Source organism: Martelella sp. UBA3392, from assembly GCF_002358775.1.
GTDB lineage: Bacteria > Pseudomonadota > Alphaproteobacteria > Rhizobiales > Rhizobiaceae > Martelella > Martelella mediterranea.
This window is the reverse complement of the sequence record NZ_DEPM01000150.1, coordinates 1-4,852: the sequence shown is the minus strand read 5'-3', so window position 1 is coordinate 4,852 and position 4,852 is coordinate 1. Positions and strand designations below refer to the sequence as shown.

Sequence of the window (4,852 nt, the reverse complement as noted above, 5' to 3'; positions counted from 1 at the left end):
GTTCGAACCCCTGCGCTCTCACCACATTCGTTTTTCAACCGGTTTTGATTTTCCTTCCCCGCTTCGTTAAAACGCGGCCGAGCGCCAGGCGTATCAATCTCGGGGGACCGCATGCCGCATATGTTCGTCAATCGACCGCGTCTTCACGATGTGATTGCCGATACGCCGGCGGAGCGAAAGAATTTCCGGTGGGAGACGATCAATGCGATCGCCTACCAGGCCGGCGGGCTGATCTTCATCCTCGGCAGCATCTGCTTCTTCCCGGCGCTTTCGGCCTATGCCGACCTTGGCGCTTGGATCTTCTTCTTCGGCTCGCTGATCTACCTGCTCGTGACCGGACACGACCTGATCGAGGTTTTCGTCTATGCCAGGCAGCGCAAGGATCCGGAAACGGTGTGGGACAGGCTGGAAGCCTGGGCGGCGTGGACCTATGTCTTCGGAACCGTGCTGTTCGTCATCGGCAGCATTTTCTTCCTGTCTTCCGTCGATCTACCCAAGGCCGGGGCGTGGTGCTTCATCATCGGCAGCGTCTTGTTCGTGATCGGCGCGGTGATCAACGTCATCCAGATCGTTCAGGCCGACGATCTCGTCACCCTGCAGATGATGAACCTGACGGCCCTTACCTTCGTGGTCGGCTCGGCGCTCTTTGCCGTCGCCTCGATCCCCTATCTCTGGTCGATTGCCAGCGAACGCGACGAAACCCTGCTCGATGGCTTCCTGGCGTGGCAATATCTCGTTGGCAGTATCCTTTTCTTCATCGGCGGACTGTTCAATTATCGGCGCGCTTACCGCGTTGTCGCCATGGCGCTCGGAAGGCCGACATCCTATGCCCATCATCCGTTGAAGCCGCTGGCGCCCCGCAGGAAGAGACGCTGGGAAAGGTGACGGTGGTCGCGGACATTACTAGTGCCGACATGCACCCGAGATATCGTGAGATAGCGCATGCGCGGCCGCATGATGTCGGCACTCACATCGGAAAGAACAGGCCTATGGCGAAAACGGAGGTGAGGCCGACGATGATGTTCATCGGAATGCCCATCTTGAGGAAATCGCTGAACCGGTAATTGCCGGCCCCATAGACCAGCGTGTTGGTCTGGTAGCCGATCGGGGTGGCGAAGCTCGCGCTGGCGGAAAACATCACGGCGACGACGAAGGGACGCGGATCGAGGCCGAGTTGATTCGCGAGCGTTATGACGACCGGCGTGTAGACAACCGCGACGGCGTTGTTGGTGACCGTCTCCGTCAGGATGGACCCGACGAAATAGACGGCGAGCAGCATGAGCACGGGCGAAAGGTTTTCCAGCCACGGCCTCAGCATGCTCACGACCAGTTCGACGGCCCCGCTGTTCTCCAGCCCCGAACCGACAATCAGCATCGCGAAGATCAGGACCAGAATGGATCCGTCGATCGTCTGCCATGCCTCGTCGCTGTCGATGCAGCGCAGCGCGAGAATGACCGCGACGCCCAGCAGCGCCAGAATGCCGATGGGCATCACGTTGAAAGCGGCAAGCGCGACGATGCCCACCAGGGTCAAGACGGCGATCGGCGCCTGACGCCGCCGGAAGGCGCGGCCGCCGGGTTCCGTCACGGAAACGACGTCACCGACCCGCGACAGATCGCTGAACCCTTCGGAGGTGCCCTCGAGAAGCAGCTTGTCGGCGGGGCGCAACTGAACACTCGACAAGTCCGGTCCCGCCACGTGGCTGGCGCGGTAGGCCCCGAGGACGCGCATGCCCACGCGCCTGCCGAGCGCCAGATCCGCGATCCTTGCGCCGGAGCTTCTGCGCGACGGCGATACGATCACTTCGGCCACGCGCAACTCGGCATCTGGCTCCACGCCGACAGAGCGCCGCAAGCCGACCTGCAATCCCGCCTGTTCCTCGAAGGTCAGGAGCTCGGAGGTCGGGGCAATCAGTATCACGGCATCCCCCTGCTGGATGACATGTTCGGGCAATCCGCTTCTTTCGATGTTGGTTCCGCGCCGGATGCCGGTGACGCGGACGCCGGTACGCTGAAAATCGCTGACCTCGGAGAGTGCTTTGCCAATCCCGTCATAGTCGGACAGGATGGTGATTTCGGACAGGAAGGGCGTCTCCTCGTTTTCGACGTTCTGATCTGAATCGCGATGCGGAAGCAGAAACTTGCCGAGCACGAAAACCGAAACGCCGCCGACGATAGCCGAAATAACGCCGACCGGCGCGATCTCGAAAATGGAAAACGGCTCGAGGCCGTTCTGCTGCGCAACGCCGGCCACCAGAAGATTGGTCGAGGTGCCGATCAAGGTGCAGGTGCCGCCGAGAATGGCCGTATAGGAAAGCGGTATCAGCAATCGGGTGGGCGCCATGCTGAGGCTTGCCGCGAGGCGCACCACGACCGGAATAAGCACGAGAACAACCGGCGTACTGTTCATGAAGGCGGATGCCGACGCCGCCACGACGATGAAGATCGCAATCGCAAGCACCGGATGGGATTTCGCGCGCTCCACGATGAAGCCGGCAAGAGCATCCAGCACCCCCGTCCTGAGCAGAGCACCGGAAACCACGAACATCGCGCCGATGGTGATCGGGGCCGGACTGGAGAAAACCGCCATCACATCATCGGTGGGCACAAGGCCCAGAACAATGAACACCGCGGCGCCGATGACCGCCGTGATATCCGGCGGATATTTTTCGATGGTGAAAGCGACGAAGAGAAGCCCAAGGAGCACCAATGCCACGATGGATGGGGAAACGCCGATGAACTCGATCATGATTCTCCGTTCTGCTGTCCGGCATGGGAGCAAAGGCCGATATTCATTTCACCGCGTCCCGACTAGCTTAAAACGGGAAACCCACATCACGTGTTCCATGGGCACAGTCATCGGGCGCCTCGCGGTCTGCCTGCCGGAAATTCCCATAGATCCCGGCCCGCCCGGATTGCGAAGGCGTTCGTGCTGCCGCGTGGCATCTTGCGAAAATAAAGTCACAAAAACGCACGCAGGAAAAGCCATAACTTCCTGCAGCATAATGATTTTCTGAGAGAAAATGGTGGGTGATGTAGGTCTCGAACCTACGACCCGCTGATTAAGAGTAATATTAATTTTGTGTAAATTCAGAGGCTTGCGCGGATGGTGGTTTGTGACATTTTGCGGTGGCCTGAGATGGTGGTTGGGGGGAAGGTCACACGGCTTTCTGCATGATCGCGGCGGCCTCGTCTACACCTATCGCGAACTTTCTGGCGACCTGTTCGGCCGTGATTTCGACTTCGGGGAGAATCGCGCGCATTTCGCGCAGGAAGGCGGCGACGTGTTCGACCATGGCGTGATCGGCCAGGCGGCGCGCCCAGTCGGCGCAGGCGAAATCGTCGTGGGCTTCCGTGCCCCTGCAGGTGGTGCAGTAGGCGAGCGTGAAGCCCTCGTGAAGGTCGCAGGGGCCGTCAGTCATCGGGAACGGTCCAGACGGCGACCGGCAGCGGCGTGGCGAGGATGCGGTCTATCCAGGCGTTGCCGCGATCCGTGATGCGCCAGCCCTCTATGTGCTCCTCGAGCAAGTTGACGGCTTCCAGATTACTTCTCGCTTCGAAGGCGGCCTTTGAGTTCCAGACCGAGTTGCCGAGAAGATGCGCGGGATCGACCGTCGATCTACATGCGAGCATGATCATAACCGTCAGGGGCGATACCATCTTCGGCTCCGTCATAGCATGGCCTCCGCTTCCAGCGCCTCGTCAATCGCCTCCTTGAGCCCGTCGAGTTGCTGGTCGATGATGTCGTTGCATTCCGATACGACGGGTTGATAGACGTCGCCGTAGGTGTAGGCGATTTCCTGCAGCAGCAGTTCGATTTGCCGGACGCGGCGCATGGCGAAACCGTGGGCGCGCTTCGGCGTCCAGTTGGCATTCAGCGTTCGGTCGCCGAGGCGCTGGCGCGGTCTTCTTCGTCTGGTCATGCTCAATCTCCCCTGGTCCACCAGAGTTCAACCTTGTCGATCGCGCTGTCTGCAAGCTCCGGATGACGCGCGAAGTAGTGTTCGAGGATCTGCGTTGCGGTTTGCAGGCTGTGGCCGGTGATGGCGCAGATCTCGCCGATGGTGCAGCCGGCGCGGAATAACCAGGTGACGGCGGTATCGCGCAGGTCCTGATCGCGCAGCGTGGCGCAGCTCCGCATGGTCTTTGCCGCGTGGCGGCGAACCTCGTCGTAGACGTGGCGATAGTGATCCGGCTTGAATGGGGTCCAGCTGCGCTCGTCAAGGATGACGTGGCTCGATACCACTTTGGCCAGCTTGCGACGCGCCTGGGCGGCATCGAGACGCTTTTTCAGCTCCGAAAATTCGCGGATGTCGACCAGGGCTTTCGTCTTCGACTGGCGCAACATGACGCGGCCATTGCCGCGCCCGGCGACCTGATAGGCCAGGCGATCGCCCTGGCGCTGGCCGGACCAGACGCCGAGCGCGATCATGTCGCCGATCTCCGGACGGTTGAGCTTGTCGGCCGTGGCGATCAGGTGTTCGATCTCCTCGCGCTCGCCGGCGCGCACGCGCGGCTCCTCCTTCTTGAGCTTCAGCTTGTGCGCCGGGTTGACGGTCACGGCCGGCAGCTTGCCGCGCGACATGCCCCAGCTGAAGGCAATGCCGAGAATGCGCATGGCGGCGTTGGCGGTGGGCAGGCCGGTCTTGCCGCGCAACTCGTCATACATGCCGAAGCAGATCGGCTGGGTGAGCGCTTCGGCCTCCGCCTTCCAGGCATCGGGCAGATGCCGCTCGATCGACCTGATCTTTTGCCGATAGTCGCGCTGCGTGTTTTGCGCGCGATCGCGGAAGGCCTGCGACATTTCGAAATCGCGCAGCAGCTGCTCGACGGTGTAGAAGCTGACGGGCTT

The 4,852-nt window shown here is 61.2% G+C and carries 6 protein-coding genes; 1 reads left to right on the top strand and 5 read right to left on the bottom strand.

The features are described 5' to 3' along the window. Positions 1-111: 111 nt before the first annotated feature. Positions 112-885 (top strand): YrhK family protein, encoded by a 774-nt coding sequence (locus B4E36_RS11455; protein ID WP_292055460.1) that lies wholly within the window; start codon positions 112-114, stop codon positions 883-885. Between the two features lie 82 nt (positions 886-967). Here B4E36_RS11455 and B4E36_RS11450 read toward each other — a convergent pair whose 3' ends face one another. The 5 genes from B4E36_RS11450 to B4E36_RS11430 form a co-directional block, all read right to left on the bottom strand. Beyond that, a complete protein-coding gene (locus B4E36_RS11450; protein ID WP_292055463.1) occupies positions 968-2,749 on the bottom strand; it encodes an SLC13 family permease in 1,782 nt (593 codons plus the stop codon). Between the two features lie 409 nt (positions 2,750-3,158). After that, positions 3,159-3,422 (bottom strand): hypothetical protein, encoded by a 264-nt coding sequence (locus tag B4E36_RS11445; protein ID WP_292055465.1) that lies wholly within the window; start codon positions 3,420-3,422, stop codon positions 3,159-3,161. Further along, a complete protein-coding gene (locus tag B4E36_RS11440) occupies positions 3,415-3,675 on the bottom strand; it encodes a hypothetical protein (protein WP_292055467.1) in 261 nt (86 codons plus the stop codon). The genes B4E36_RS11445 and B4E36_RS11440 overlap by 8 nt, the downstream gene beginning before the upstream one ends. Next, on the bottom strand, positions 3,672-3,923 hold the full coding sequence (locus tag B4E36_RS11435) for a hypothetical protein (RefSeq protein WP_292055468.1): 252 nt from the start codon (positions 3,921-3,923) through the stop codon (positions 3,672-3,674). The genes B4E36_RS11440 and B4E36_RS11435 overlap by 4 nt, the downstream gene beginning before the upstream one ends. A gap of 2 nt (positions 3,924-3,925) precedes the next feature. Next, positions 3,926-4,852: hypothetical protein (locus B4E36_RS11430; protein ID WP_345900365.1), on the bottom strand; the 927-nt coding region annotated here is incomplete at its 5' end.

Excerpts from the sequence above, each read along its gene's own strand:
- B4E36_RS11440 (WP_292055467.1), bottom strand. The coding sequence starts at position 3,675 with ATGACGGAGCCGAAGATGGTATCGCCCCTGACGGTTATGATCATGCTC.
- B4E36_RS11445 (WP_292055465.1), bottom strand. The coding sequence starts at position 3,422 with ATGACTGACGGCCCCTGCGACCTTCACGAGGGCTTCACGCTCGCCTAC.
- B4E36_RS11455 (WP_292055460.1), top strand. The coding sequence starts at position 112 with ATGCCGCATATGTTCGTCAATCGACCGCGTCTTCACGATGTGATTGCC.
- B4E36_RS11450 (WP_292055463.1), bottom strand. The coding sequence starts at position 2,749 with ATGATCGAGTTCATCGGCGTTTCCCCATCCATCGTGGCATTGGTGCTC.
- B4E36_RS11435 (WP_292055468.1), bottom strand. The coding sequence starts at position 3,923 with ATGACCAGACGAAGAAGACCGCGCCAGCGCCTCGGCGACCGAACGCTG.